The sequence below is a fragment of the Paenibacillus naphthalenovorans genome (assembly GCF_900099895.1).
Taxonomy (GTDB): domain Bacteria; phylum Bacillota; class Bacilli; order Paenibacillales; family NBRC-103111; genus Paenibacillus_G; species Paenibacillus_G naphthalenovorans.
Window position 1 is genome coordinate 121,704 of sequence record NZ_FNDY01000009.1, and the last position, 24,265, is coordinate 145,968.

The 24,265-nt window shown below is 52.2% G+C and carries 22 protein-coding genes; 5 read left to right on the forward strand and 17 right to left on the reverse strand.

Annotation, left to right across the window (positions count from 1 at the left end; all coding sequences use genetic code 11):
* Window positions 1-16: 16 nt before the first annotated feature.
* Together BLT35_RS11555 and BLT35_RS11560 are read right to left on the reverse strand one after the other, a co-directional pair.
* Window positions 17-877 (reverse strand): ABC transporter permease, encoded by an 861-nt coding sequence (locus BLT35_RS11555; protein WP_074728066.1) that lies wholly within the window; start codon window positions 875-877, stop codon window positions 17-19.
* A 12-nt stretch (window positions 878-889) separates the two neighbouring features.
* Window positions 890-1,615 (reverse strand): ABC transporter ATP-binding protein, encoded by a 726-nt coding sequence (locus BLT35_RS11560; protein WP_074728068.1) that lies wholly within the window; start codon window positions 1,613-1,615, stop codon window positions 890-892.
* 210 nt (window positions 1,616-1,825) lie between these two features.
* Here BLT35_RS11560 and BLT35_RS11565 point away from each other — a divergent pair, with 210 nt between their 5' ends.
* The gene (locus BLT35_RS11565) at window positions 1,826-3,481 is read left to right on the forward strand and encodes a PucR family transcriptional regulator (RefSeq protein WP_074728070.1); all 1,656 of its coding nucleotides are present in this window, start codon (window positions 1,826-1,828) and stop codon (window positions 3,479-3,481) included.
* Window positions 3,482-3,557: 76 nt separating this feature from the next.
* On the opposite strand, the gene ggt is transcribed toward BLT35_RS11565, so the two are convergent.
* The gene (ggt, locus tag BLT35_RS11570; protein WP_062406340.1) at window positions 3,558-5,138 is read right to left on the reverse strand and encodes a gamma-glutamyltransferase; all 1,581 of its coding nucleotides are present in this window, start codon (window positions 5,136-5,138) and stop codon (window positions 3,558-3,560) included.
* Between the two features lie 222 nt (window positions 5,139-5,360).
* On the opposite strand from ggt, the gene chrS reads away from it, so the two are divergent.
* The 4 genes from chrS to BLT35_RS11590 all read left to right on the forward strand — a co-directional run bounded on the left by chrS (window position 5,361) and on the right by BLT35_RS11590 (window position 8,547).
* Window positions 5,361-5,843, forward strand: coding sequence for a chromate efflux transcriptional regulator ChrS (gene chrS, locus BLT35_RS11575; RefSeq protein WP_062406338.1), 483 nt, complete (start codon window positions 5,361-5,363; stop codon window positions 5,841-5,843).
* 4 nt (window positions 5,844-5,847) lie between these two features.
* Complete coding sequence (gene chrB / locus BLT35_RS11580) at window positions 5,848-6,459, forward strand: chromate efflux transporter ChrB (protein WP_074728073.1); 612 nt, start codon at window positions 5,848-5,850, stop codon at window positions 6,457-6,459.
* Window positions 6,447-6,986 carry a chromate efflux transporter ChrA gene (gene chrA / locus BLT35_RS11585; RefSeq protein ID WP_054817581.1) on the forward strand — a complete coding sequence of 180 codons (540 nt, stop codon included), beginning with the start codon at window positions 6,447-6,449 and terminating at the stop codon, window positions 6,984-6,986. The genes chrB and chrA overlap by 13 nt, the downstream gene beginning before the upstream one ends.
* A 307-nt stretch (window positions 6,987-7,293) precedes the next feature.
* Complete coding sequence (locus BLT35_RS11590; protein WP_139170809.1) at window positions 7,294-8,547, forward strand: MFS transporter; 1,254 nt, start codon at window positions 7,294-7,296, stop codon at window positions 8,545-8,547.
* 49 nt (window positions 8,548-8,596) lie between these two features.
* Here BLT35_RS11590 and BLT35_RS11595 read toward each other — a convergent pair whose 3' ends face one another.
* From BLT35_RS11595 to BLT35_RS11660, 14 genes are all read right to left on the reverse strand, one after another.
* The gene (locus BLT35_RS11595) at window positions 8,597-9,157 is read right to left on the reverse strand and encodes a Fe-S-containing hydro-lyase (protein ID WP_062406330.1); all 561 of its coding nucleotides are present in this window, start codon (window positions 9,155-9,157) and stop codon (window positions 8,597-8,599) included.
* Between the two features lie 24 nt (window positions 9,158-9,181).
* Window positions 9,182-10,024 (reverse strand): fumarate hydratase, encoded by an 843-nt coding sequence (locus BLT35_RS11600; protein WP_062406328.1) that lies wholly within the window; start codon window positions 10,022-10,024, stop codon window positions 9,182-9,184.
* Window positions 10,025-10,088: 64 nt separating this feature from the next.
* Window positions 10,089-10,874: a TrmB family transcriptional regulator gene (locus tag BLT35_RS11605; RefSeq protein ID WP_062406326.1), complete on the reverse strand. Its 786-nt coding sequence runs from the start codon at window positions 10,872-10,874 to the stop codon at window positions 10,089-10,091.
* A gap of 189 nt (window positions 10,875-11,063) precedes the next feature.
* Window positions 11,064-12,452 carry a threonine synthase gene (gene thrC, locus BLT35_RS11610; protein WP_062406324.1) on the reverse strand — a complete coding sequence of 463 codons (1,389 nt, stop codon included), beginning with the start codon at window positions 12,450-12,452 and terminating at the stop codon, window positions 11,064-11,066.
* 90 nt (window positions 12,453-12,542) lie between these two features.
* Entirely contained in the window at window positions 12,543-14,126 is a 1,584-nt protein-coding gene (locus BLT35_RS11615) for an FGGY-family carbohydrate kinase (protein WP_083351278.1), read from the reverse strand.
* Between the two features lie 157 nt (window positions 14,127-14,283).
* On the reverse strand, window positions 14,284-15,357 hold the full coding sequence (locus BLT35_RS11620; protein WP_074728077.1) for a 2-hydroxyacid dehydrogenase: 1,074 nt from the start codon (window positions 15,355-15,357) through the stop codon (window positions 14,284-14,286).
* Window positions 15,358-15,370: 13 nt separating this feature from the next.
* Window positions 15,371-16,216 (reverse strand): MurR/RpiR family transcriptional regulator, encoded by an 846-nt coding sequence (locus tag BLT35_RS11625; RefSeq protein WP_062406321.1) that lies wholly within the window; start codon window positions 16,214-16,216, stop codon window positions 15,371-15,373.
* Window positions 16,217-16,415: 199 nt separating this feature from the next.
* Complete coding sequence (locus tag BLT35_RS11630; protein ID WP_074728080.1) at window positions 16,416-17,480, reverse strand: LLM class flavin-dependent oxidoreductase; 1,065 nt, start codon at window positions 17,478-17,480, stop codon at window positions 16,416-16,418.
* Between the two features lie 143 nt (window positions 17,481-17,623).
* Window positions 17,624-19,336 (reverse strand): adenine deaminase, encoded by a 1,713-nt coding sequence (locus BLT35_RS11635; protein ID WP_074728082.1) that lies wholly within the window; start codon window positions 19,334-19,336, stop codon window positions 17,624-17,626.
* Between the two features lie 20 nt (window positions 19,337-19,356).
* A complete protein-coding gene (locus BLT35_RS11640) occupies window positions 19,357-20,424 on the reverse strand; it encodes an ABC transporter ATP-binding protein (protein WP_074728084.1) in 1,068 nt (355 codons plus the stop codon).
* A gap of 14 nt (window positions 20,425-20,438) precedes the next feature.
* Entirely contained in the window at window positions 20,439-21,227 is a 789-nt protein-coding gene (locus BLT35_RS11645) for an ABC transporter permease (RefSeq protein ID WP_074728086.1), read from the reverse strand.
* Window positions 21,228-21,233: 6 nt separating this feature from the next.
* On the reverse strand, window positions 21,234-22,055 hold the full coding sequence (locus BLT35_RS11650) for an ABC transporter permease (RefSeq protein ID WP_074728088.1): 822 nt from the start codon (window positions 22,053-22,055) through the stop codon (window positions 21,234-21,236).
* A gap of 39 nt (window positions 22,056-22,094) precedes the next feature.
* Window positions 22,095-23,030, reverse strand: a complete 936-nt coding sequence (locus tag BLT35_RS11655; protein WP_062410804.1) for a nucleoside hydrolase — start codon at window positions 23,028-23,030, stop codon at window positions 22,095-22,097.
* A 91-nt stretch (window positions 23,031-23,121) separates the two neighbouring features.
* The gene (locus BLT35_RS11660) at window positions 23,122-24,195 is read right to left on the reverse strand and encodes an ABC transporter substrate-binding protein (RefSeq protein WP_062406309.1); all 1,074 of its coding nucleotides are present in this window, start codon (window positions 24,193-24,195) and stop codon (window positions 23,122-23,124) included.
* Window positions 24,196-24,265: the final 70 nt, after the last annotated feature.

Sequence of the window (24,265 nt, forward strand, 5' to 3'; positions counted from 1 at the left end):
GAATGTTGTGTGGTTTTTATTTCTCTACAGCGCTGCGCATGCCGTTTTTACGCCATGTCACCATTCTTCTCTCCAAGCGCTTTAAGAGATACGAGAAGAAACTGAACTCCAAGCCTATTAAAACAATCGCAACAAACATATTGGACATCTTGAAGTAGTTGCGAGCGTCAACGATAATGTAGCCCAATCCGGATTTGGCACCCATCATCTCCGATACGATCAGAGCTGAAAAACCAAGCCCCAGGCTGACCTGTGCACCGACAAAGATACTCGGAACGGCGGAAGGAAAGATGACTTTGAAAAAGATATGCCGCTCACTGGCACCCAGGCTCAGCGCCGACCGGATCAGCGTGGGATTGACCGACCGCAGTCCGTCCAGCGTATTGGTCAATACCGGAATGAACGTAGTCCATGCAATCAAAAGAATTTTGGGAAATTCTCCGATACCGAACCAGATGATGAAAATCGGAAGCAGCGCCAAAGCGGGAATCGGGCCGAGCAAATTCAAAATCGGACTGAGCCAATAATCCACTCTGCTGTATTTGTTCATTAACACCCCGACCGCTATGGCACAAACCATTCCGATGGCAAAGCCGACCAGAATGCGTGCGGTGCTCGCCGCAATACTGCTGGCGATCAGCCCCGTCTTGGCCAAGTACCACGCTTCCCGTACGATAGCCGAAGGCGCCGGAAGGAAGATCGGATTGAAAAAAGCGAATCTTCCATTCAGTGTGCTGACGGCTTCCCACAGCAGAAAGAAGACGACGACCGGCAGCAGTCCGTTATCGACCCAAGTTTTCTTTTTCCGCAGCATCCTGCCGTCCTTGGCCGAAACCAACGCTTTGGAGGCAACGAGAGAATCCGGCATTTTACTCATGACTTACGCTCCTCACTCATCTGTCAATAATTTTTGGATCTCGCGCATCAGCCCGATAAACTCCGGATGCTGGTTGGATCGCGGGCGGTCCATCGTTACCCGGAATTCTCCGGCTACATCTCCGTCCTTCATGACCATGATGCGGTCCGCTAAATAAACGGCTTCACTAAGGCTGTGCGTGATAAACAACACCGATGGGCGCAGTTCGAGCCAAATGCGAAGCAGCTCCTTTTGCATCATTTCCCGCGTAAGGACGTCCAGCGCCCCGAACGGCTCATCCATCAGCAAAATGTCGGGGCCGCTCGCAAGCGCCCTCGCAATCCCGACCCGCTGCTTCATCCCGCCGGACAACTGGTCCGGAAGATGCTCGGCATAATCCTCAAGCCCCACCAGCTTTAAGTATTTATGCGCGATTTCCCTGGCTTCCGCTTTGCTTTTGCCCTGCACCTCAGGACCGAAAGCGATGTTATCGATCACCTTGTACCAAGGAAATAAAGCGTGATCCTGAAACACAACTCCCCTTGATTTGGAAGGCCCTTTCACCGGCACCCCGTTTACCGTGACCGATCCGCTGTCGGGCTGCAAGAAGCCGGCGATCAGATTCAGCAGAGTGGATTTGCCGCAGCCGCTGTGGCCGAGGATACAAATAAACTCATGAGAGTCAACGTCAAAGGTGACATTTTTCAACACGCGTCTGCCTTCATAGCCTTTCTCCACATTTTGAACAGCTAATTGCAAGCCCCTCACCTCTTTTGTGTTATAATTCATAACATATAACGAAACTGTTAACTACATAATACCACTCATTTTGTGATTTTCAATATTAAATGTGAACAATTTGCACATTTACTTTTGTTCAGCTTGCACAAAACGAGGATTTAATGTAAATTTTTCATAAGATAACACATTTTAATGTTATGTTTCATGACAATTAAAGAGGTGTTTCCATTGAAACTAGCGGATTTATTTCAACTGCCCTTGTATCAGAACATCCGGGTATTGGCCGGTCACGAAGGATTGCAGAGGCAGGTCAAGTCCATCAATATGATGGATGCCCCGGATATCATGGATTATTTGAAGCCCGATGAACTGCTGTTGACTACAGCATATGCGATTCGCGACCGCCCCGAGGAGCTGCTTCGTCTTGTTCGTCATATGGCGGCAAGCCAGTGCGCCGGTTTGGGGATCAAGACCAAGCGGTTCCTTGACCAGATCCCCAAAAGCGTCCTGGAGCTTGCCGACGAGATTCATTTTCCCATCATTGAGCTTCCTCTTCATCCGCCGCTTGGAGAGCTGCTGCAGGAATCGCTCAGCTACATAATGGAAAAGCGCAATGAGGAGCTTCGCTATGCTTTGCAAATGCACCGGGAGTTTTCCCGCATGGTCATGCAGGGTCAAGGCATCCCGTCCGTTATCAACGCATTGTCTCCGCTTGTCGGCGGAACCGTCCTGCTGATCAACCACAGGCTGCAATTCGAGGCAGGCTCCGGACCGGTGACCGAACCTTTCGGCAGCCGGCTGCTGAGTCAAACGCGGGAGCTGCTTGCCAGGCGGGAGGACGGCCAAAGCCGCATTGTCTCTTTATGCTTTGTTTATGGAGGGCTCAAAGGGCCGGAGGTTGTATTTTATCCGATCGAACTGACGCAGCAGCGGTGCTTTCTGGTCCTGGTGAACGCACAAATGGATGATTCTCCTCTGCCCAAGCTTGCCATTGAACAAGCGGCGAATGTGATCGGGTTTGAGCTTATGAAGCGGCAGGCGGTCAAAGAAAGGTCGCGCCGTTTTAAAAACGAGTTTTTTGAGGATTTGGTAGAGGGGAGGTTTCGCTCGGTTGCGGAAATGCTTCACCAGGGAAAGCGTTACGGACTGCAGGAGCCGTACCCTTGTTTGTGTGTCGTAGGGAAAGTCGACGAATCGCTCGATTCAGCGGAAGACAATTTGTACAGCAAGCGGGACCGCATCTATGAACACCTGAAAACCATGCTTGCCGAACGGCAGCAGCCCTATATTCTTTTTAACAAGAAGGATCTGTTCGTGACTCTGTTGAAGTGGGAACGAAGTCTGCAGCAGCACGAATTTCAACTGTTGGACCGGCTCGCGGATTTTCAGGAAAAGCTGTTCCAGACCGAACACATTTCGCTTTCCTTTGGCATCGGCAATCCTGTAGAACATCTGACGCTCATTCCATCCACTTACAAGGAAGCGCTGAATGCGCTCCATTTGGGCTATCAATCCAGGCAGTTCCGGTTTGTTCAATCGTACAGGGCCAAAGAAGTCGTGGAGCTGCTCAAAATGATTCCCCAGGAAGCGCTGGGCGATTTCTACAAGGAATCCTTTCATGCCCTGCTGGAGATCGATTTCCGCGAACGCGAGGAATTAATGAATACGGCGCGCGTATTTTTGGAGACGCACGGCCAAATCGCAGAAACCGCCAAACGGCTGTTTATTCATCGCAACACGGTCGCTTACCGCCTTCATAAGTATGAACAGTTGACGCGCCGCAGTCTCCGCGATCCGAACGACTCCCTGCGCTTCCGTCTCGCTTTTCTGATCGATAAGGTGCTGGAGGATTTTGCGCCCCGCGCACCGGCAAACGAATTTTAATGACAAAAAGCCCGCCCGTTTTTTTCTCTAAAGAGAAACGGGCGGGCTTCGGATTCACGCAAACCGCGCCATAGGGTTACCAGCCGATGGCCGCGCCGTCGCTGCGAGCGTCCGAACCGCCGCTGATGAACCCTTCCTCATCCACCATGATCACATGAGCATGGCCCATGATGCCGTCAAAGTCCTTTACCTTGCGTACGGTGTGACCGGCCTTGGCTAAAGCTTCTGTCACTTCCGGGGAGATGCGGCCTTCAACCCTCAGATCCTGCGTCGACGCCCCCCACGTCCTACCCCATACCCATCGCGGCTCATCAACAGCCTGCTGGGGATCCATTCCAAAATCGACCATTCGGGTCAAGATCGCCGTTTGGGTTTGCGGTTGTCCCTCCCCTCCCTGCGTGCCGTAAAGAATAACCGGCTTGCCCTCACGGCAGGCCATCGCCGGCATCAACGTATGGAAGGTTCTTTTGCGCGGCTGCAGGCAGTTGGCATGCGCCGGGTTCAGCGAGAAGAACGATCCACGGTTCTGCAGCGTAATACCGGTATTCCCGGCCGTAACCCCCGAGCCGAATTCAAAGTACAGGCTCTGTATGAACGAAACGGCATTGCCCTCCTGATCGACCACGGCGGCATAGGCCGTATCGCTGCCCATTTGTTCAGCCTCCAGGCTCAGGGCGCGATCCATCCGGATGGAGGCCGCAAGCTCGCGGGCATACTCTTGGCTCAGCAGACGATGAAGCGGAATATCGGCAAAATCGGGGTCCGTCAAATATTCGTTGCGATCGCGAAACCCGAGTTTCAAGGCTTCGATCATCGAATGATAATATTCAAAAGACCCGTGCTCCATGCTGCCGAGGTCGAAGTTCTCCAGGATGTGAAGCGCCATCAAGCCCACAAAGCCTTGGGAATTCGGCGGCATTTGATAAACGGAGTACCCCCGGTACGACCCCTGCAATGGAGTGACCCAGTTCCCCTCATGATCGGCAAAGTCGTCCATGACCAGCAGTCCCCCCTGTTCCTGCAAATAGGAGGTCATCTCCTCCGCTATGGCACCCTTATAGAAAAAGTCCCTTCCATGCTGCGCCAATTCGCGCAGCGTTTGCGCCAGTTCAGCTTGCACGAAACGCCGACCCGGCTTCACAATCCGCCCTTCCGGCAGGTAAATGGCCGATGTCGGTGCCGTCCCCCTCAGCATCGCCTCGTTCATAACCGTGTACTCGTATTGATTTCGGGACATCGCAAATCCTTTGGAAGCATACTCGATGGCCGGCGCAAGCACTTGCCCCAAGGTCAACCGTCCGTATTCACGAAGCATCGCATCCCAGCCGTCCACCATCCCCGGAACGGTTACAACGCTGAGCACACCGCGGGTTGGAATCTCGATCCGGCCCGCATAAACCTCCCGATTCGCCCGATACCCGGACCGACCGCTGGCGTTGTAGCCCCGCACCTGCCCGTCACTGTGATGATAAGTCAGCCAAAAGGAATCTCCGCCAAGACCGGTCATATGAGGATAGACCACAGCCAGGCAGGCGCTGACCGCCACAGCCGCATCAAATGCATTCCCGCCCTGTTCCAAGATACGGGCTCCGGCCGCCGAAGCCAAATAATGCGGACTCACCACCATCGTTTTTGTTCCCACAACCGCTTTCCTCATCTGCAGCCCCTCCTACATGGCATATAACCTGACATTTAATATTTTAAAAAATAACACGTTCTATCGCGCATAGCAACTAAAAAATTAAAAAATGTCATCATTTTTCTGAAATTGTATTGAAAATGAAGTTGATTGAATATATATTTATCCATATGGTAATGAAATCGAAATAATAACTTTCTTTTCGTAATTTATAATTCTTATAACAAGGAGTCGGTCTCTGTGCATTCCAGAACCTCCGGTGAAATTCCTCCGGTTCCCATCGATGAAATCGACCGTAAAATCATTGCCGCTCTCCATCAAAACGGAAGAATTTCTTACACCGATTTGGCCAAAGAAATCGGATTGTCCCGTGTAGCTGTTCAAGCCCGCATTAATGCCCTGATGGAGTCCGGCGTCATCGAACGGTTTACGGCCGTCATTAATCCCGAGAAAATCGGCATCCACGTATCCGCTTTTTTCAACGTGGAGGTCGAACCGAAGCATCTGCAAGATGTTGCCGAGCAGTTGGCGTCGGAGCCGGTCGTCACAAGCCTTTATCACATGACCGGACCGAGCAAGCTTCACATGCACGGTTTGTTTACGAACAACCTGGAGATGGAGACGTTTTTGAAGGAAAAGCTCTATAAGCTGCCCGGCATCATGAGCGTCGACTGCCAGGTTCTGATTACGCGGTACAAAAGCCGCATGGGAATGAGGTTATAAGAAGATGACCAAATCAAATGGAGTACGTCCTTATATGGATCTGGTATGGGCTATGGGCAGGACAGGGATTCTGGGCTTTGGCGGAGGACCTTCGGTGATTCCGTTAATCCGCTACGAAGCGGTAACCCGTTACCGCTGGATGGAGGATGACGAGTTTGGCGAGATTCTCGCTTTGGCCAATGCGCTGCCGGGGCCGATCGCAACCAAAATCGCCGCCTATCTTGGCTACCGGCAAAAAGGCATTTCCGGTGCGATCATCTCCGTCCTGGCTCACATCATGCCTTCCGCTGTGGCCATGATCGCTTTGCTTTCGGCCGCCCAACTGCTGAGCGCCTCCCCGATCGTGCAGGGAATGATTGCAGCCGTGACGCCGGTGATCGCGGTTATGCTGGGGGTCATGGCTTACGAATTTGCCGAACGCGCCGTCAAAGGTCTCGGCAAGCCTGTCGGCTTCGCTTTATTTCTCGTCTGTTTTGCACTTTTGCAAATCATCGATATTCATCCGGCTTTCGTTGTCATTGCCTTTCTGGGGTATGGCGCTTTTCATTTCAAAACGACGGCATGGTTTAACAAGAAGAAAACCAGAAAAGAGGACTACACGACATGGAGTGGATAAATCTCTTCATCGGCTTTTTCCTAGCCAACGTACTCGGATACGGCGGCGGCCCCGCTTCCATTCCGCTGATGTATCAGGAAATCGTCGTTCGCCATCATTGGGCGACGGATGCGCAGTTTTCCAATATTTTGGCTCTAGGCAACGCTTTGCCCGGTCCGATCGCCACGAAAATCGCCGCATTTGTCGGCTATGACACCGTCGGGTGGCTCGGCATGACGATTGCTTTGGCCGCAACCGTGGTTCCCACAGCGGCCGCGCTCATTCTGATGCTGAGAATACTGAACAAGCATCGCCAATCGCCGGTCGTCAAAGGAATGACGCTGCTTGTCCAACCCGTGATTGCCGTCATGATGGTCATCCTCACCTGGCAAATGGCATCCACCAGTTGGCAATCGCTCGGCCTGTGGCAATCCCTTGCGATTGCCGCCATTGCTTATTGGGCGATGGAACGGCGCAAAATTCATCCCGCCCTAGTCATTATCGGCGCCTTCGCTTACGGAGGATTGGTTCTGCCTTATTTTATATAATCGTTGGAGACTGCCGGTTTAAGCCGGTTTAACCATTCCCGTATCAGCCTCATCCGGTCCGCCCCGCCGTTTGGATACTGCGTGTATTCGAACGGCGGGGCGCTCGCATTAAAGAACGGTTTTATAAAAATACGGAGTAATTACTATATTTTATTTTATCCAAATATTGTACAATCATGGAAAAGAGCTGCGAACCAGCCAACGGACGACGGGTTTTTCACGAATCGATAAAACCGCTCTCCAAGCCTATCGAACCATTCGCCATTCGGAAGTCGAACTAAAACCAATGCTTCGGGGAGGGTTTTCTATGCATTATGGATGGATTATCGTATCGATCACCTTTATTACCATACTGATTGTGGCAGGAATCCGTTCCACTACAGGAGTGCTAATCATTCCGTTGGAACAAGAATTCGAATGGAGCCGTTCAGCCATTTCTCTCGCTTTTGCGGTCAATTTGACATTATACGGATTCTCCGGTCCCTTTATTGCGGCAGGAATGGAACGGTTCGGCGTCCGCAAGATGATGGTGTACGGCATGATCCTTTTGGTTTCCAGTATTGCTGCAAGCCTTGTCATGACGCACATCTGGCAGCTTCACCTGATATGGGGGATCATTATAAGCCTGGGCTCCGGTGTATTTCTCACCGTCCTTTCGGCAACCGTGGCCAACCGCTGGTTCGAGCAAAAGCGGGGGATGGTGCTGGGGCTGCTGATGGCAAGTACGGCCGCGGGGCAAATGGTGTTTCTTCCTCTGCTCTCCTATCTGATTCAAGCCTATTCCTGGCGTATCGCTTTATCCCTATTTCTTGGTTTAGGGGTTTTGATGATTCCGCTTATCGCATTTTGGATGAGGGAGCGTCCTTCGGATAAAGGGCTTCTGCCCTATGGAGCAGCGGATGACAAACCGCCAATGCCATCGGATACAAGGAAGAAAGACCCCGTTTCTGCGGCTTTTGAAGGTTTATGGGCCGGGGTTCGCTCCGTGCCCTTTTGGCTGCTGGCAGCAAGCTTTTTTATTTGCGGCGCATCATCGACTGGTCTCATCGGCACTCATTTCATACCCGCATCCTCCCATCACGGTATTCCGGAGGTTCAGGCTGCCGGTCTGTTTGCTTTCATGGGTATTTTTAATATTATCGGAACGATCTTTTCCGGATGGCTGTCCGACCGGTTTGACAACCGCTGGCTTCTGTTTTGGTTTTATGGATTGAGAGGCTTGTCCCTGCTTTTGCTGCCCTATCTTTTTGACCTGAAATCGTATGTTCTTTTTATGGTTTTCGCTGTATTTTACGGTCTGGATTGGATCGCCACCGTTCCTCCTACCGTCCGCTTGGCTGCGGATCATTTCGGCAAAGAGCGCGGCATTGTCATCTATGGCTGGCTGTTCGCCGCACATCAGTTAGGTTCCGGCGCAGCCGCTTACTTAGGAGGATACATTTACGAGCAATACCATAGCTATACGCTTTCCTTTATCTTTGCCGGACTCCTGTGCATTGTAGCGACTTTATTTGTGTTTAGCGTAAGGAAGAAGCCCCAGTCGCGGCCTCTTAATGTATAAATCAAACAAGCTGATTGTCTGTTTGTACAGGCATCAGCTTGTTTGTCCATCAAGAATCGAGCGTTCTATATTTGGCTATCTCCTGCTCGTACAGGTCTCCTCCATGTGCATCGTACACCACCAGTACCGGAAAATCCTCTACCGTAAGCTTACGGATGGCTTCCGGCCCCAGATCTTCGTAAGCGATAATTTCAGCCGATTTGACTCTCTGCGCCAACAGCGCGGATAAACCGCCGATCGCCGAGAAGCATACGGCTTGTTCCTTTATGCAGGCCTCCTTGACTTCCTTGCTCCGCGGCCCTTTCCCGATGGTGCCTTTGACTCCGTACTTATACATTGCGGGTGTATAAGGATCCATACGCGACGCTGTCGTCGGCGCAATCGATCCTATAATTTGTCCCGGCTTCGGAGGGGTGGGGCCGGCATAAAATACAATTTCATTTTTTAAATCGACCGGAAAATCGCGGTGTTGAGCCAGCAATTCCAACAGCCTCTTATGTGCCGCATCCCGGGCCACATAAATCGTTCCATTGAGGAGCACTTCGTCGCCCGCTTTAAGCTGGATTACCGCCTCTCGGGTCAGAGGAGTTTCCAGGCGAACTTTTGCCATAACCAATCACCTTCCCGATCTAGTTTAGATGATACACGTTTTTTTGCGCGCAGCATGACATTGAAGATTCACGGCCACCGGAAGAGCGGTAATATGACAGCCGTAGGTTTCCACGGCAACCCATAGAGCCGTACTCGTGCCTCCCAGTCCTTGAGGTCCGATGCCCGTCTTGTTGATATCCTCCAGCAGCTCTTTCTCCAGCTGGGCGATATGGGGCTCATGATGATAAACCCCCACTTCCCGCAAAACGGCTTCCTTCGCGATTTCAGTGACCTTATCGAAGCTTCCGCCAATACCTACACCTACGACCAATGGCGGGCATGCCCTTCCTCCCGCGGCCTGGATCGTATCCAGGACGAACTTCTTCACGCCGGCGACGCCGTCTCCGGGAAGCAAAAACTTCATGGCGCTCATGTTCTCGCTTCCGCCTCCTTTCGGAAGAACGGTGAATTGGATTTTATCCCCGGGCACAATCTTGGTATGAATCACGCCGGGCGTGTTATCGTTCGTGTTATTGCGCAGCAGCGGATCGCCTACAATGGAATTACGCAGATACCCTTCTTTGTATCCTTTGCGAATGCCCTCATGAATCGCGTCGGTGAAGCTGCCGCCTTGAATATGAACATCCTGGCCCACTTCGGCAAAAACCACCGTAAGTCCCGTATCATGACAATAAGGCCGATTTTCTTCAGCAGCCAATTGAGCGTTTTCAATCAACTGATCCAAAATACTTTTGCCCAGGGGCGATTTCTCGCTTTCACTGGCCCTATGAAAGCCTGCAAGGATATCATCGGGCAGATAATAACAGGCTTCCCAGCACAAAACGGCGATAGAATCACGAATTTGATCAACATGAACGGTTCTCATGGTCATCTATCCTCTCTCATTTGATTTGCTTCAAGAGCACATGTGATCAGGTCAGGGCGCCGATTCATTGTTCCCCGAAAAAGCGCTTCCTTGCCGGAGTGATCCATTGATCCATTTCTTCCCGCTTATCTTCCGTGACCAACCGGTTGACCAGCACATCGTGCCAAATATAATCCTCCAGCAGGTAAATATGAACCGGGTCGTCGGTATAGAAGGCGCCGCCGCTCTGTTCAGGAGAATGGCCATAGAACAGCTCCTTGCCATCTATGGACAGAATAAACCACGGATGGTCCACATGCTCCACGTAATGGGTTTTACGGTGAACCTCCAGGCCCGGCAACGGGTCCTTTACCTGGAACAGAAGCCCGCTCAGCAGACATTGATCCCGCTTGGCCTCCAGATCCTCCTTAAGCCTCCGATACATGGGCTCCCACAAAGACAGCAGAATTCGCTTCTCCGCACGCCGGATAAGAACGCGGCAAAAGGATAAGATGTTGTCCTCTCCTTTAATCGTCGTCACATAGACTTCCGGTTCGGGGCTTTGTTTTTCAAGAAGCTTCAATTCGGTTTCCAAACGGCTGTAGGTCGCTTCCCATTTCGTTTTCATCGACTCCAGGAAAACCTCGACCGGCAAGGAGGAATAATGGGCTCCTCCGTCCACGTCTTCCTTCATCACCAGTCCATGCTGCACCAAGCCGTCCAATACTTCATACACGCGTGCCCGCGGCACACCCGAGGCTTTGCTTACCTGATAGGCATTCGAAGGTCCGCGGGAAACCAGCGTCAGGTACACCTTGGCCTCGTACTGGGTCAATCCCGTCGATTGAATCTTTTGCAGCAGATCCTCCATCCATCTCCCTCATTTCTAATTCCAACAATAGTTACTACTACAGTAGTGTATACTGCTCTTAATGCCATAATAACCAGTTGCAGAGTTTTTTACAACTATTTTTTTGATCGGCCGATGATTTATCCCGACTCGTGACTCAAAACAAAATAAAACCGCCCGGAACTTCCCGGACGGTGGCTTGATCAGATATTAAAAGAAACGTTTCAGTTGTTCGGCTACTTCCTGCTTCGAGTTTTCAACCACAGTCATATGCTGGGGCTTGTCGAAAAGCGCTTGAATTTCGGCAGGGAACTTCTGGGAGATATCGCAAAGCTGAATGGATTCGTTAAACTTGGCCGGGTGAGCGGTAGCCAGCGTTACGCACACCTCATCCTTGTCGCAGCAGGCCTCGTAAGCCGCGATGCCGCAGGCCGTATGCGGATCGGCCAAATAGTCGTATTCCCCGGAATATTTGCTGATGATTTGCAGGCATTCCTCGTTCTTCACCCCGTGAGCCGAGAAGTCCGACTGTACTTTCTTCAGCAGCTGCGGGTCGATGACGATTTGGCCTTCCGACTGGAACTGCTGCATGAGAGACGTAACCTTCTCCTGATTTTGATCCAGCAGGTAATACAAATATCGCTCGAAATTGCTTGCAATCTGAATATCCATAGACGGGCTATGAGTAACCCGGAAATCTCCCGGACGATACACGCCCTCTTTTACAAAACGCTCCAAAATATTGTTCTCGTTGGTAGCTAGCACGAGGCGGTGAATCGGAAGTCCCATCCGCTTCGCCAGATAGGCCGAGAAAATATTGCCGAAATTACCGGTAGGAACGCTAAAGCTGATTTTCTCCGCTTGGGTCCTCCTGGAAATTTGGAAATAGGCGTAAAAATAATATACCGTCTGCGCCAATATGCGAACGAAATTAATCGAATTGATCGCCCGCAGATGATATTTGTTTTTATACTCCACATCGGCGAACAGCTCTTTAATGATCCGCTGACAATCGTCGAAATTGCCATGAACCGATAAGTTCAGGACGTTCTCGTCGTCGACCGTGGTCATTTGCAGCTCCTGCACCTTGCTTACCTTTTGATGCGGATGCAGAATGCAGATGCGGATGCCTTCTTTCCCCCTGACCCCTTGAATGGCGGCAGCCCCCGTATCCCCGGATGTTGCCCCCAGAATGTTAATGATTTCGTTCTCCTTGCGGGAGACGTACGAATACAGGTTGCCCATAAATTGCAGGGCGATATCCTTGAATGCGAACGTCGGTCCGTGAAACAGCTCAAGCACATACAGCGAATCGTGAATTTGTTTCACCGGCGTCACTTCAGGGCTGCGGAAGCCCGAGTAGCTTTCGTCAATTAATTGCTTCAGCTCTTCCCGCGGAATCTCACCGTTGGTGAAATAGGAGAAAATTTCGAGCATCAGGTCCCGATAGCTTAATTGCTCCCATTGTTTGAACACTTCTTGCGGAACGGCCGGAATATCCGTCGGAAGCATGAGCCCCCCGTCATCTCCAAGCCCCATCAAAAAGGTTCGGATAAAACCCGTTTTTTCCACTTTGCCTCGTGTGCTTATAAAGTCCATAGCAGTCCCCTCACGTCATAATTAGCCCCTATTATAACACACTTTTTCGCAAAGCGGAAAAGCCCCGGGGGCGTTCGGGGCTTTTTTCGTTTATTCCCGTTTATGCAAAGCATTCAGCTTTTCCGTCACGCGTCTTGCCCGTTCATAAATTCGCTCTTTATTCAAAGTCTCGTAGATGGCATGATGAAGCTCGGCCATTTCCCGGTAGATGTCTTTCATCTCGCGGTTCGACGTTTTCATCCTTTGCAGATCGAGCCTGCCCATCTTTTTATGCGCCTCGTTCAAGTCGGGAAACAGGCCCAATGCGGTGAAGGCGATCATGGCAGCTCCGAGGGAGGTCGCCTGCTCCGTTTGGTCGGGAATGACGACCAGACCGTAAATATCCGCCTGAATTTGATTGAATAAGTCCAACCGGGCCAACCCCCCGCTGACATGAACCGCCGTGAGCCGGATATGGTCCGCCTTCTGATCCTGCGAAAGCAGGGAATCGATCACATTCAGATTTTTTTGAATTTCAAAGCAGATGCCCTCCAGATAGGCGCGAACGACATCGCTCTTCTTGGTCCCCAGCGACAAATTGAACAAAATTCCCGATGCGTTGGCATTCCAATACGGCGCGGCGCTGCCTGCATAATGCGGAATATGAAACAGACCGTTCGCCCCGGGGGCGGACATCTCCGCCTGCTGATTCAGGGCATCGTAAGATCCGTCCGTCCCAAGGAAATCCCTCAGCCAGCGATAGGTGGAGCCGGTCGTAAAGATGCCCGCTTCAATGACCCACTGGCCCAAAACCGCGGAGGCGCTGCACACGACCTTCTGATCGGCGCTGCGAATCGGCCGGGCTGTCGGGGCGACGACAAAAGATCCGGTGCCTGTCGTTACTTTCACGATGCCGGGACGGATCGCGCCAAGCCCGACCGCCGCGCACTGCTGATCCCCGCCTGCCATTACAACCGGCGTTCCCGCCTTTAGGCCGAACCGGTCCGCCGCCGCGTTCGTTACATTGCCGGCAATGGTACCCGTCGGATAAGCTTCCGGCATCTTGTGAAGATCCACATTCATCGCCTCGGCAATGGTCCGATCCCAGGCGAACTCGTGAATATTGAACAGCATCGTGCGGGACGCCTGGGTCCAGTCGGTCTTAAATTCGCCGGTCAAGGCGTGGACAAGATAATCGTGGACCGTTAGGAAGCAGGCCGTCCGGGCGTATATCTCCGGTTTATGATTCCGGAACCACATGATTTTGGGCAGTGAAAAGTACGGATCGATCTTGAGTCCCGTCCGCTCATAAATCATCTTTTGTCCCAAGCGTTCTTCAATTTGTTTGCTTTCCTCGATCGGACGCTTATCCTGCCACAGAATCGCATGAGCCAAAGGGATGCCGTTCTCGTCAACCGGAACGATCGTCGCCCGCTGCGTGGCAATGGAGATTGCCCGAACCTTGTTCCATAGCTGCGCGGCCGTTTGCCGCAATTCGGCAATCCCCTGCTCGATCGCCAGCAGCCAGGTCGCAGGATCATGGTCAATCACGGTCGGAGCATGAAACACACTCTGATATTCACGATAGGCCATACCAAGGATTTCCCCGGCCTGGTCTATAAGAATGACGCGCCCGCCGGTTGTTCCGATATCCAAGACGAGCACCAATGGACCGTCGGTCATGTGATGGGTCATACGGGTCTCCTCCGCTTATGCTATAGTTCAACGTGCAGGTATTGCCGGAAGCGATGGCTGCAAGGTGAACCGATGATGATATTCATCTGCATACACCGGAGAGCGGACAAAAAGGGTCATGACCTCGTCTGCTCCCGGTTTCATGATCACCATACGTTTATGATTTCAGTAGGCTAAGCCATTCCTTCACTTTGGGATGCTCCAGAACCTCGGGGTTTTTGATCCAGTTGGCTTTCTCCCCGTCAAGCACCTTTTTTACTTCTTCTGCCAGCAAATAAGGCGATTGAGTCAAAGCGTCCGAAGTCGTTCCGGCAATATGCGTGGTCAGCGTTACGTTATCGAGCGCAAGCAGCGGATGATCCGCAGGAATCGGTTCGATATCGAACACATCGAGTCCGGCGCCGGCAATCTTCTTCTCGGACAGCGCTTGAACCAACGCCTCCGTATCGATCAGCCCGGACCGGGCGCAATTGATCAGATAGGCCGTAGGCTTCATCATGGACAGCTCCGCATGGCTGACGAAATGATGGTTTTCCTCGGTCAATCTCGCGTGGATGGAGATAAAATCGGATTCGGCAAACAGCGTTTCCTTCCCGACCAAAGTCACGCCCGGCATATCGACGGATTCCGCTTTGACGTATGGATCATACACCAGGATTTGAACATCGAATCCGGCCAGCTTCTTTGCCACCAGGCGTCCGATATAACCGAAGCCGACGATACCGATTTTTTTGCCTTTCAGCTCCGGAATGTAATCCGAGTTGCTGAACACCTTCCGCCATTCCCCATTCTTGATCGACAGATGCGCACGGGCGATGTTTCTCGACTCGCTCAGCATCAAGCCTATGGTAAAATCCGAAACGGCCTGTGCATTTCTGCCCATGACATGGACGACGATAATCCCGCGCTGCGTAGCCGCTTTCACATCGACGTTCTCCGTTCCCGCCCTTGCCACGCCGATTAGCTTTAAATGATCAAAGGCATCCATCCCGTCGGCAGAGAAGGGTCCGAACAAACCGAGCACCATATCGGCGTCCTTGTTCTCTTGAAACACCGCGGGAATTTCCTCCACCGCCGGCCCCTGCTGCTCGATGACAAGCCGTCTGTTCTGCAGCCGTCCCCAATCGGTTTCCCAATCCGTCGTAACGATTTCATGGTCCCCCAATAAGCGTGCGGCCTCCGTAAACTGCTTGCCGCTGATCATCGCGTCTCCAAAAGTAAGTATCTTCATGTTGCACCCTCCATTATGTTTTTAATTTGGCCACCGCAAGGCGGGAAAGGTTCACGGCTTCAATCGCATGATTTCCTTTATGCAGCACCGTAATCACGTAAAGGCAATCGATAATCGTCATTTGCACGATTCGGCTTACCATGGCGTCCGGCCGGTAGTTGGTCTCATTCGCACTGGTGACCAGCAACTCGTCTGCGATCTGGGCGATCGACGACTTGCTGAAGCCCGTAATGACGATAATGCGGGCTTGTTTTTCTTTAGCCAATTGGAGCACCTTGAGCAGCCCTTCGCTTTCGCCGGAGTGCGATATGGCGACAATGACATCGCCCTCGTTCATATGGGAGGCCGCAATGGCTTCCATATGAAGGTCGATAATCGGCATCACCGTCTCCCCAAGCCTGAGAAATTTGTGAGCCGCATCGCTGGCCATAATCCCCGAAACCCCTTGTCCGAAAAAGAAAAGACGTTTGGCCGCGGCCATCATGGCGCCTGCACGCTCAACGGCTTCATAGTTAATCAATTCCTTGGTTGTATGCAGAGCGACCATGGTTTGATCGATAATTTTATGAAAAATTTGATCGGCGGAATCCGATAAATCGATCTCTTCATAAATGCTGCCGGCCGCGTTATCGTTTGCATTTTCCTGAACCAGCGCCACCTTGAGCTCTTGATAACTGGCATACCCGAGTCTTCGGTAAAACCGGACTACGCTGGGCTCGCTGACTTCGCTCAATTTGGACAGCTCATTCATGGAAAGCAGAAAAGGCTTCTCCGTTTGGGACAAAATGCTGTAAATCTTTTTCTCGGAATTGGTCATCTCCTTTTCAATGGCTTTGACGCGATGCTGAAAAGTAGCCATACCTGCAGTCCTCTCTTTCAGTATAATGTAGTTTTACTACATTTTTGAACTGATATCAATATATTTTTATTACAAAAAAATCCCCGCCAAAAAGGCTTTGACAATAACATTACGGGCAAAATGAAACGGCCTTAGTCCAAAAAAATTCAGGACCAAGGCCGCTTCAAGGATTTTTATTTGTTGTACATTCCCATTCAGATTAAAGCGCGACCGGGTTCAAGCTGCGAACACGCGGGAAAACCTCCCTCGCAAAGCGTTCCAGCTCGGATTCAAGCGGTTGGAACTGCAGCATAAACAGTTCGACGCCAATCTCGTGAAACGCTGCGATCCGCTCGGCTACCTGGTCATATGAACCGACCAGCCCCGCTGCCGTGCCCCCGTTCGTACCTATAGCCGGATACTTGGCAATCGTTTGAAACATGACTGCTTTCTGGTCTGCATGTCCGAAAAGCTGTTCATTCAGAGGCTGGTCGGCCTTGGCATATTCCCAGGCTTTAGCCAGCTCGGCCTGCGCTTCCTCCTCCGTCTCACGCGCAATGACAAAAGCGGACAGCCCAAAGCGGACGGGGACGCCTTCCCGTTTCCGCCCGGCAACGGAACGGATGAGCCTCTCGACATTCTCAAGCGGCTGCCCGTTAATAAACCAGACGTCGCCCAGACCCGCAGCCAAATCTCTCGCCGGCTCCGACTCTCCACCCACATAAATGGCAGGACGCTGCCTTGTTTTCGGTTTCGGGTTCAATTCAATTCCATCCACGTGGAAGTACTTGCCTTCAAAGCTGGTTTTCTCCCCGGACAGCAGCGAACGGACAATCGTGAGCCATTCGGTTCCGTAAATATAACGCTCGTCATGTTCGGCAAAAGGAATGCCCGATTGGAGCAGCTCCGGTTTGTACCAGGCATTGACCACATTGATCGAGAACCGTCCGCCGCTGATCTCCTCGATGCCGAGAGCTTGCTTGGCGAGCACCACCGGGTGGAAGAGCGTCGGCTTTATCGCGGCGATAATTTCAATGCTTGAGGTTAATGAGGCCAGACCGGCGGCTGCGGTCCAGGTCTCCAAAATATCAAATTCATGCCCGTACGGATTGACGATATGCTGGGCTATAAGCGTTGAATCGTAGCCGAGCTTTTCGGCGGACAGCACCAGCCGTTTAGCTCTTTCCCAGGAAGCGTCAAAGGGGTCCTCCGGATGCGTCGTAGCCCCCCATGTTCCATAAACCGGTGTCCATACTCCAAACCTAGGACCTGCAATTCGACTCATATTTTACATCCTCCTATCTTCTCATAAGAATAAAAAAATCCATTCTCGCAGCGAGAATGGATTTTCCGGCGTACCGGTCAAATCATATTAATTCAATTGGAATAATTTAAATTATAAAATTGATCCGTTTTTTTGTCAATTCCTTATTTTCCTGTTATCAATGATACGATCTTTCCCGCGTTTACATCGATCAAACCCCGGTCGGTTATTTTCAAATGCGGGCTGACAGGCAGCGAGTGCGTGCTGATCGACATAATCGGATTATAATGGCGGTATCCGAGCGATTCCATCGCTTGGCACAGCCGCTCCACTTCCTTAGCCACCTGCTCCAGCGGGGCCTCGCTCAAGATGCCGCCGACGGACAGCCGGAGATGGGCCAGCACACGGCCGTCCTCCACTACACAGAAGCCTCCGTGGCAACGGATCACCTCATTGGCCGCCAGCATCATGTCCTGCGGATGATGACCGACGACAAGCAGGTTGTGGTTATCGTGGGAGTAAGTCGTCGCCACCGCGCCGCGCTGGATCGTATCTCCGCCGATCAAACCGTACGCCCGATTGCCAGTCTTGCCGTAGCGCTCGAAGGTAGCGATCAGGCCATAGGGGCTTTCCTGCCATAGGAGCTCCCCGCCCCGGATGTCCACCTCCCCGCGGTGCTCCCGGGTGAACGTCGAATCTTTATTGACCATCATCACCCGGCAGGCATACCGGCCGTCGGCCTCCTCCGTGCGGATCGCGAAATCGGCTTCGGTCAGCAGAGGAAGTTTGACGCTTTCGTAATAATGGGCCGGGAATGCCGGCGGAAACTCCTGCTGCCGGTAATCATCGTTAACATCGAACGCTAGCCGCCCGTTCTTGTACACCTGATCAATGGCGAACTCCCGGATATCGGATACGACCAGGAAATCTGCGATCTTCCCTGGGGCGATCGCCCCCCGATCGTGAAGCCGCATCCTCCTGGACGGGGTGAATGTACTCGCGTAAATGGCCCGCTCGGGGCTCATGCCCATACAGATCGCTTTGCGCACCAGATGGTTCAAATGGCCCCGCCGCTGAAGGGAATCGGCCATGACGTCGTCGGTTACAAAGCAAAAATGCTCCGAGACGTCGTTGGCAATCAAAAAGTCCATCACCTCTTCGCTCATCGATTTTTCCTGAATTTCGATAAACATCCCTGCGCCGATACGCGCTTTCAACCCTTCCACGGTCTGATGCGTATGGTCCGAATCGACTCCGGCATAAATGACGCGCTGCAAATCCAGATCCAGCAGCCTCGGGCAGTGCCCCTCAATGATCAAATCGGGATAATGGCTGCGGACATGCTTCAGAATCCGATTCGTCTTGCTGTCGGGAGCGGTCACGACATCGACGTAGTTCATGATTTCGCCCAAGCAAATGATGTTCTCCGATTGCAGCAGCTCGTCCAATTCGGGAATGTCCAGAGAGCCTCCCGACGTTTCCAGCGAAGTTGCAGGAACCGAGCTGGGGACGGCATAGAACATATCGACCATACAGCCTTCACTCGCCCGGATCATCTGCTTCACGCCGTCCATCCCGAATACATTGGCCATCTCATGGGGCTCGGGCACAATGGTCGTGACGCCGTTCGGGAGGAGCCCGTAAGAGAACGTCCGGGGCGTCACCATCGTGCTTTCGATATGAAGATGAATGTCAATCAGTCCCGGAATCAGATAGCGTCCGCTCCCGTCCATCACTTCATCGCTTTCAAGGTCTTCCGCTCCGCGGGGGCCGATGTACAAAAACCTGCCGTCCGCGACAGCCGCGTTTCCCTGAATGAATGATTTAAAATAACTGTTGTAGATATGAATGTTTTGGATCAGCAGATCCGCTCGCATGCCGGGCACCTCCAAGTTCATTATTTAACCAATACCAGCTTGTCCTTAGGGAAATGCAGATGAACCTGCCGCCCGTTGACATAAGGTAAATCCATTTCTTTGTTGACCGTAAAATTCCCGAGCTCCGTTTCAACGATATATTGGTAGCTTCGTCCCAGGAATGTGCTCACCTTGACGGTTCCCGTCAGGCTGTTCCCGCCGGAGGAGTAAGCCTCGCCAACGCCGTGAAGGACGATATCGTCAGGACGTATGGCGCCTTTCCTTCCGGCATGCTGCGCATACTTCGGATTCGGAGCGACCGTGAATGTATGCCCGCCCCGGTGCTTCAGCTCAATGTCTCCGCCGCGGTCTCTGCGCGCTTCGAAATCGATAAAGTTGGTAAAGCCGGTGAACTTGGCGACAAATTCGGTTTTAGGGTATTTAAATATGGCGGCCGGTGTATCGAGCTGTTCGATTAACCCTTTGTTCATAATGGCCACCTGATCCGAAATCGAAAAGCACTCCTCCTGATCATGCGAAACATAGACGGTAGTAATGCCGAGCTCCTGCTGAATGCGGCGGATTTCCACCCTCATGTTGATCCGGAGATTGGCGTCGAGGTTGCTGAGCGGCTCGTCAAACAGCAGCAGGTCGGGCTCGATCACCAGCGCGCGGGCGATCGCTACCCTCTGCCTCTGCCCTCCCGATAAAGCTTTGGGCATTCGCTTGTCTAGGCCTCCGAGACTGACAATGTCCAATATTTTTTTGACCCGCCGGTCGATGTCTTCCCTGGGAACCTTGCGCATCTGCAGGCCAAAAGCGACATTATCGTAAACGTTCAGGTGCGGGAATAAAGCATAGCTTTGAAACACAAAGCCAAAATTCCGTTTGCTGACCGGAACCCGGGTGTAGTCTTTTCCGTTAAATATGAATCGCCCAGCCCTGGCTTCCAGGAATCCGGCGATCAATCTCAAGGTCGTCGTTTTCCCGCAGCCGCTCGGACCGAGCAGCGACACAAACTGCCCCTTGTCTATGTCCAGACTGAAATTTTGCAATATATTTTGCTGATCGTAAGCGACCGATACGTTGTCCAGCATAAGCAATGCCATGATAATAGCCTCCGTTATTTTTTGGTAAAATAAGATAATCCCATCAATCGCTCGATCACAAACATCAGCATGGCCGTAAAGATCATGAGCAGCACGGAAATCGCCGCGATCGTCGGGTCAAAGTTATTTTCCACATAAGTCAGCATCTGGATCGGCAGCGTGCTGACGCCCGGTCCCGTCATAAAGACGGAAATGTCCACATTGTTGAACGACTCCAAAAACGCAATGAGTACAGCTGCGATAAGGCCCGACTTGATATTGGGCAGCACGATGGTGAAAAAGGTGCGGAGAGGCCCCGCCCCAAGACTATGCGCCGCTTCCTCGACGGCAAAATCGAAATTGGACAAGCTGGAAGCGATGACGCGGATCATAAACGGAAGCATAATGACGGTATGCCCCGCGAACAAGGCCGTATAAATCGGCAGTTGATAAGCGACGATCAAATACTTCAGCATGATAAAGCCGAGCACAATGCCGGGGATGAGCACCGGCGAAATAAAGACCGCATTCCAGGTGTCCCTGCCTTTGAAGCTAAACCGGCTTAACGCGTACGCCGCGGGAATGCCCAGCAGAAGCGCCAATACGTTGCCGACAAACGAAACAAGCACGGATGTCCGGAAGGTCTTCATGAACATCTCGACTTCAAAGATATGTTGATACCATTTGAATGAAAATCCCTGGGGAGGAAATTTCAGAATTGTGCCCGGTTCAAAGGAAGCCACCCCGATAATCAGCAGGGGCCCGAGCAGAAAGATATAGACCAGCAGCGTAAACAAACCCAGTCCGCGATGGTTCTCCCGCACATCAAGCTACCCCTTCGGATTCAATTTATTGGCGACGGCATTCATCAGGGCGATGACAGCCAATGTCACGACAATCATAATCGCGGCGATCACCGATGCCGAATACCAATCATTCAGCGTAATTGCATTTTGGTACAAAAAGGTGGAGACGACAAGCTGCTTGCCTCCGAGCAGGGCAGGCGTCGTATAAGCCGTCAGGCTGCCTACGAACACCAGAATGCTCCCTACGATCAGACCGGGCACGCTCAGCGGCACGACGACTCTGAAAAAGGCTTTCAGCCTGGATGCCCCCAGGCTCTCCGCAGCCTTCAACAAATCGGGATCGATGTTCTCCAGCACGCCGACGAGAGTGATCACAATCAGCGGCAGAAACAGATGAACCATGCCGATCATCATCGCCGCAGGAGTATACAGAATTTCGAGCGGCTGATCGATCATGCCCAGAGCCGACAGAGAACGATTCAGAAGTCCGTTCTTGCCTAGAATGATCATCCAGCTGAACGAGCGGACGACCGGGCTCGTCAGCAGCGGAAAGATGGCCAAAGCCAGCAGCACTGCTTTTGTACGGGGAGACTGCCTGGAGATGTAATACGCCACCGGGAATCCCACAATAACGCACATTGCGGTTGTCACAAGACTCACCCGCAGCGTCGTGAGCAATATTTTGAGAAAATACGGATCCTTGAAAAACTGCATATACCCGCCGAGCGTAAAGCTCCCTTCCGGAAAGAAGGTCGAACCGATCGTCAGCAGGATAGGCATGAGCATAAATACCGCCAAAAACAATAGGCCGGGCAGCAGCAGCAGATAAGTATACTTTTTATTCATAAAAAGCAATCCCCTGTTCCGTTCCTTGTTTCGCCGGTACTAGATGCTGCGAAGAGCACGGATAAACAGCCGGAAGAAAGCGCCGGTATCGACTTCCAGGCATACATGGACGTTCGGCTGCTTGTGAAGCCGGTTCTGAAAATCGCAGACCGTCTGCCCGTCGCACAAGTCGCTTCGGGTCTCCACATCCACGTAATAATATCCGGTTGTGACCAGGTCGCGGTTTATGGCTACGCCGACGGCCAGCGGATCGTGCATGGCGCAAGCACGCACTCCGTACCGTTCATAGTAACGCTTCATATAATCTGCCGTGCTCTGCCGGACATAATCACCTAAGGGAGAGCCGGCCAGTTGCCCGATGTGCTCTTCTGTCAGCAGCGCACGGCGTGTGACGTCCAGCCCGACCAGCGTTAATGAACGAAAGCCCGCATGCATAACGATCTTCGCTGCTTCCGGATCGACGTACATGTTGTACTCGGCGGTGGGCGTCACGTTGCCGAAGCTTTGGACTGCTCCTCCCATGAAGATCACCTCCTTCACGCGATGGACCAAGCCCGGATCTTTCCTGACGGCATGGGCCAGATTGGTGAGAGGCCCCGTCATGACCAGCGTAACCTCGCCCGGAAACCGAACCGCACTCGCGATCATGAAATCGGGAGCAAAGCCGTCCGCAGCCGTTTTCTCAAGCTGCATTGCGGATAACGCGCCGCCTAGACCGTCTTCCCCATGCACTCTGTGTTCAAACACGGCCGGCCGGAACAAAGGCCGGTCCGCCCCCCGGATGACGGGAATCCGCTCTGCCGCATCCAGCAGCTCCAAGATTTTGCATGTATTCTCGGTCGCTTTGGCTAAAGAAACGTTTCCGCTCACTGTGGTAATCCCCAGAATATCGAGCTGCCGGCTGCGAACCGCAAGCACAATCCCGAGCGCGTCATCAATACCGGTATCCACATCCAGGATAACTTTCTTTTGCATAACCGTCCCCTTTCTTCCGCATAAGCTCCTGTCAAGAAAAAACAAGGATACACTGGAAAACCGCATATCCTTGTTTATCCGTTCATTCGCCTTATTGCGTGATTTCCCGGTTCCAACGGTCGGTCCAGGCTTTCAAGCGTTCATTGACGAATTTCATATCCAGCATACGCAGTTTCTCCACAACCTCTATACCATAGGTGATTCCTTGTACTTCCTCCGGTTTCAGCTGCAATGTTTTATTCACCGGAGAATCGACAGCCGCTTTGGCCGCCTTCTCCTGAACTTCCTTGCTCAGATGCCAGTTAATGAACTCTTCGGCCAACGGTTTGTTCTTGCTGCCCTTCACTACATTCACGGTGTTGATTACAGCGTAAGCCCCTTCCTGCGGGGCGATGAACTTCGCGTCCGGAACAGCGGCCTTCAGATCTTTCACGTACATCTCCAAAATCGGTCCCGCGACGATTTCACCTTGGGCGAACATATTCACGAATTCGGACGTCTTGCTGTAATACTTGACTACATGGGGGTTCAGCTCTTTCAGCTTGGCGAACGCCTGCTCTTCATCGAATGAGGAGGAGCCGGCCACATGCGATGCGGCATCAAGAACCATCGGGCCGCTCGTCGAGGTGATCGACGGCAGCGTCAGCTTCTTGGCCAGCTCAGGACTCCATAGATCACTCCAGGATTTCAGCTCCTTGCCCGCCGTTTTCGGATTGTATGCAATGCCCAGTTGGCCGATCGTATACGCCGGACCGTACTCCTCGCCGAGCGGCGCTTTGGCTATATCGTAAATCTGCTCGATATTAGGTATTCTGCTCCGGTCGATCTTCTCGAACAAGCCGGCTTCAATCGCCTGCTGCGCATAGTAATCCGACAAATAAATGAGGTCCACTTGAGAGCTGCCCTGCTTTACTTTGCTCAAACGTTCCGCATTGTTACCAATTTCAACGACGATTCGGGCATGATGCCGTTTTTCGAACGGTTCATAGACTTCTTTCTTGAAAAAATCCTCCGAGAAGCCCCAGGTGGAAATAACGAGTTTGGTCGGTTCCCCACCGCCCTCCGACGCCGTACCGCTTGGTTCTTGCTTTTCCGTTCCGCACCCGGCCAGAGCCAGTCCCAAAAGAGATACTGAAACCAGGCCGCTAATCCATTTTTTCTTCACATCCTATTCCTCCCCTTGTTTTATGTGGTTAAATAAAAAAAAGGAAAGCGCTTCAGCTAGAAAAAATCTT